The organism is Mesorhizobium sp. M7A.F.Ca.AU.002.02.1.1 (genome assembly GCF_003998535.1).
In the GTDB taxonomy this organism is placed as follows: domain Bacteria; phylum Pseudomonadota; class Alphaproteobacteria; order Rhizobiales; family Rhizobiaceae; genus Mesorhizobium; species Mesorhizobium ciceri.
Genome location: NZ_RZPB01000503.1, coordinates 1 through 4,564 on the forward strand (window position 1 = coordinate 1; position 4,564 = coordinate 4,564).

At 61.6% G+C, this 4,564-nt stretch carries 4 protein-coding genes, 1 tRNA gene and 1 pseudogene; 1 reads left to right on the forward strand and 5 read right to left on the reverse strand.

All coding sequences use genetic code 11. The features are described from left to right. The 5 genes from EN879_RS25195 to EN879_RS25215 all read right to left on the reverse strand — a co-directional run. Positions 1–1,157 (reverse strand): hypothetical protein (locus tag EN879_RS25195; RefSeq protein ID WP_127274316.1); only part of this gene is annotated, 1,157 nt, incomplete at its 3' end. A 136-nt stretch (positions 1,158–1,293) separates the two neighbouring features. Further along, positions 1,294–1,926 (reverse strand): hypothetical protein, encoded by a 633-nt coding sequence (locus EN879_RS25200; protein ID WP_063167747.1) that lies wholly within the window; start codon positions 1,924–1,926, stop codon positions 1,294–1,296. Positions 1,927–2,189: 263 nt separating this feature from the next. After that, complete coding sequence (locus EN879_RS25205; RefSeq protein WP_024505762.1) at positions 2,190–2,546, reverse strand: hypothetical protein; 357 nt, start codon at positions 2,544–2,546, stop codon at positions 2,190–2,192. 151 nt (positions 2,547–2,697) lie between these two features. Then, a tRNA-Gln gene (locus tag EN879_RS25210) sits at positions 2,698–2,771 on the reverse strand. A gap of 187 nt (positions 2,772–2,958) precedes the next feature. Then, a complete protein-coding gene (locus EN879_RS25215) occupies positions 2,959–3,891 on the reverse strand; it encodes a lysylphosphatidylglycerol synthase domain-containing protein (RefSeq protein ID WP_063167748.1) in 933 nt (310 codons plus the stop codon). A 375-nt stretch (positions 3,892–4,266) separates the two neighbouring features. Here EN879_RS25215 and EN879_RS39510 point away from each other — a divergent pair. Next, positions 4,267–4,564, forward strand: a pseudogene (locus EN879_RS39510) (Ppx/GppA family phosphatase); the annotation flags it as partial.

Consider the following 4,564-nt stretch of genomic DNA (forward strand, 5'->3'; position numbering starts at 1 on the left):
AAATGCTTGAGCGTCGCATGCGCCACACCCTTGGCGTAGCGCTGCATGGCCGCCGTCAGCACATAGAGGCCCGGCTCCTCGGTGATCGGTTCGTCGATGATCTCCTGCCAGCGGCCGAAGCGCACCTGCACATGCGATTTCATCGCATGGTAGCCTTCCACCGTCTGCGTGAGCTTTGGCCGGCCCTGGATGGCGACCACGTCGCGCGCGACCAGGCTGCGCACCCTGTCGGCGGCCCACAGTGCAGACTGGTGCTGGCCCGACAACATGCAGGTGAACATCATCAGATGCAGATCGTGGCAGCAGCCGAGCAAATAATAGGTCGGCTCGTCGGCATAGGCGAGATAGAGGTCGTTGGCGCGCACCGCCTTTTCGCTGGCGCGTTTTGCTTTCTCATACTCGCCGCACAGCACATAGATGTGCCCCGGCATGTGGTTCATATGCCCGGCATCGGGGCACATCTCGCCGAGCAGATCCGCTGACCGCATGCCGCGCTCCGGCATGGTGGACATTTCCAGGAGATGGATGTGCAGGTGGACGATCGCCGGATGTTGTGCTGCGCCGGCCTCATCGGCAAGCCGGATCGACCGCTCGCAGACGTCGAGCGCCTCGACGACATCGGAATTCGGCGCCGGCGCGCCGGTCTTGAGGTTCCACAGCCGCCGCACCGTGCGCATCATCAGTGCTTCGACCAGCAGTGCCATCACATCATGGTCATCGGGAAAGTCCCGATACACAAGCCGCATCGCGGCGGCATAGGCGTCATCCCAACGTTCGAATTCCTCCAGGCTCACCCGGTGTGGCTTCTGGAAGCGGGCGGCCAGCGCCTCGATCAGCCGCTTCTCGATCTCACTGGCGGAAGCCGCATTGGCCCTGGCCAGTTGGACATGCTCGAAGCAGCGTTTGGTCGCGCTGTCGGCCTCGGCCTCGCCATGCTCCTTCCAGGTCAGATTGTAGAAAGGTCCAGCGGCATAGGCGATGCCCCAGTGAACCATCGCGCAGTGAGGATCCGTCTCCAGCGCCTTCTCAAAACACTTGATGCCTTCCTCATGGTTGAAGCCGTAGCACCAGTTAAGGCCAATATCGAACCAACGCTGGGTTTCTGTCGAGCGAGTGGAGATGGGGCGGCGGTAGGTGCCGAGGTCGAAGCGGTCCATGTCGTCTCATTTCAATTCTGATTGCCAGCGAGCCAGCTCTGGTCAGACTCCTTCGCCATCAATGTGTGCCGAAACTGGCAGGCATGGCAAACGCAACGAGTGCCATCGCTGCTTGCATTGGAGACTATCGCCGCCCTTAGCCGGTCTCTTCGGGCACCGTTTCATTTTGCCAGCCGGCTAGCTCAGGCAGGTCGTCAAGCCAGCTTTTCTCGGTCATCAAGGCATCGCCGGCCTGCGGAGCAGCCTCGGTGGCGTTTTGAATGAGCCAGTCCATCCACTTCCGATAGGCAGCCGGGGTCAACTCGGGCGGCAGCACCTTGGCCTTGGCCAGCATGCGTTTGCGGAAACTCACCTGCCTGCGGAGTTTCGTCGTCGTGAATTTGATGGTCTTGCCTTGATATTCGACCGTCCAGCGCCCGTCGCCGTGGCTGGCGAGCCTGTCGATGGCGAAGCCGCTATCCACCGGCCTATCCCGCCAAGGAAGCTCGACGGCATTCTTCCTCAGATCGACTGCCCATCGCCTGTAGTTGGTCCCGGCACGCTGGGGCGGCAGCACCCCTGTCTGTTCGAGCATTTTCCTGCGGAAGGTCGGCTGCTTCTTAAGCTGGCCTGTCGTCAGCTCGATGCGATGCCCGCGGAATTCGACGTGCCAGCGGATCCTGCCATTGCCGAAATACTTGACCAGCCTGTCGATGACGAATTCGTCGTCGGAGAGCGTCACGCAGCCTTGGCTGATGCGTTCGAGAAGGAATCGGCTGTCACTGACCATTACGCGTTTGCTCCATGCTCCTCGATGTAGCAGAGGCCGGGTGCCGGGAGTGGAGCGCGACCGGAATCGGCCTCGGCTTCATCGAAGGAAATCACGCAGCCGAAGCGGCCTACAGGAAGGCAGGGTAAGTGACGACACGGCGCGCGATGCGGCGAACGCCGGAATAAATATGCCGGCTCGTTGGATCGACTGGTGTTGCGGCGGTGTCTTGAATTTCACGCTTGGCGCGTTCGACGGGGTCGCTGGTACAGCACTCCACTCGCTTAATCTGGTGCCATCTGGCAATTGGGGCCAATCCATTTATTTGCCGAAGTATCGAGTTCATTGTCCATGTCGGAGGCGCTGCATACAGGATACCGATCATCACCGCGCCGAGCCATACTTAAGGACTTATACCGGCGAAGGAGTGCATCGTGATCTTGGGGCTGTTGGCCTTGTCGCTGCGACGAAAGCTTCATCATGCAATTGGCAAAAGCATCCGTGCCTTGTTTAAAACCAAAGCCGGTACACTGCGCCTTGTCTTCCGCAGTCTGGGTTTGACTGGCATTCCCCTTGTCTGTCGTGCAGCCAACCAAGAAAGTAACGAACATCAGAAATCCGATGAAGACCAAAGCGCGCATTCCGTTCTTCCTTCGATAATTTCGATCCTTTGACGATCCTATAAATGTCACCCCGCCGCAACCCACCATAGCTGGAATCCCGTCAGGTGGTCGCCAGGGAGCATTTCACGATGATGAGCGTTGGTGATTGTTTTGATCGAGAGAAGAGGAGTGGCTGGGGAACCTGGATTCGAACCAGGACTAACGGAGTCAGAGTCCGTGGGTCTACCGTTAACCTATTCCCCAGCAGGCACGATCTTGAATATCACGATAAACGTGAAAACCGTGCGGGCCGAGCGGGCAAGCCGCTGTGAGCGCTGCCTTGTAGCCGCCAGCGGAAAATAGTCAAGCCTGCTCTGTGCGTCAATGGCACGTTTCGACAGGACGCCACACTGCAGATGCCGGCGCGCGGCGCCCAGTCCTATTCCACGCCTCAAGGCTCCGTCCGGCTGAACTGCGAGCGTTCGAAGAACAGCACGATGCCCAGGCCCAGAATCAGCGGGACGATCAGGTAGAACAGCCGGAACACCAGCAGCGCCGCCAGCACGCCGACCGGATCCATGTCCGACAGGCCGGCGAGGAACACCACCTCGAACACGCCGAGTCCGCCCGGCGCATGCGAGATCTGCGCGATCGAGAAGGAGACGAGGAAGACGCCCAGTATGACGAAGTAGCCGGGATTGTGGGCCGCGGGCAGGGCGAAGAAGATGATCGCGGCGGCGGCCAGCAGTTCGATCGGGCCGATCAGCAACTGCCGGGCGACGATCGGCAGCGCCGGATAATGCAGCTGAAAGCTGGCGATCTTCAGCGGGCGCAGATGCAGCCAGCTGCCGAAGATATAGGCGGCGACGAGCAGCAGCATCGCGATACCGGCCGCTTCGGACAGGCCATGATGGGCGATGCCGGAAAATCGGTCGAGTATCTCAGGCTCGAACACCAGAACGAGGCCCGAGGCCAAAATCGTCGACAGCACGAAGGTGATCCAGCAGACCGCCACCAGCACGCCGACATCCTGTCCGGTCAGGCCCCTGGTACCGTAGGCGCGGTAGCGGATGACGGCGCCCGAGAACACCGAACCGCCAATGTTGTGCGACAGCGCATAGGTGGTGAAGGAGCACAGCGTGACGAACAGCCACGACACGCGCTTGCCGATATGCAGAAGCGCGATGTGGTCGTAGCCGGCGAGCGAAGCATAGGCGATGATCGAACTCAGCGCGGCAAGAACCCAGCCGCGGGTCGGAATGGCAGCGATGCCGTCCCAGACATCGTCGAGCGAAATGCCGCGCAGTTCGTGCCAGAGCAGCAGCAGCGAGAAGATCACCGCCGCGATGCCGACGACCGGCCAGAAATAGCGTCTCCAGTTCATTGCCTGACTGCCATGCGTTGCGGGGTCCGCTTCCTTTCGTGGCTGGTGGGAGGCCGGCTGCGCCGGATTCTTCCGCTCATTTCAGAAATGCCTCATCGAAGCCGGCTATTCAACCGCGAACCCTTGTCGCAGCGGCGGCCGGCAAGATTTGTCCGTGGGGCGCCCGAAAGAGATGCCGGCAGGCGTTGCGCCGGCAACTGCGGCGTGCGGATTCATCACGCGGCCGCGCCGGAACGGCGGTCAGCGGCCTGCCGGTAAAATTCGGCATGCGGCTCTTGGTGATCGGGCACGGCGCTGTTAGTCTGGCGACAACTTAAAACACTGAAGCGCCTGCTGCGTCCATCATAGGTTCGCGCGGCGCCGGAAGGAACGACAGTGGAAGACCACGATACCGGCGCCGGCGCGCCGGAGGTGGGCGTGTCCAGCTCTTCCCAGCGGTCGGCTGACCCGGGGAACGCAAGCTGGCAGCAACGCCGCCCGACGGAGCTCCGCTCGGCAGACGGGCAGGCGGGCGACGCACCCCACAAAGGCAAGCCCAAGAAGCGGCGCAAGCGAAGGCGCGGGCGCAAGGTTTTTGCGCGCGACGAAGCGCGTCCCGCGGAGAATCGATCGCCGGCGCCAGGCAAAACCGGTGCCCCGGCGGCGGAGGCCCACAGACCGGCGGAAGCGGTGG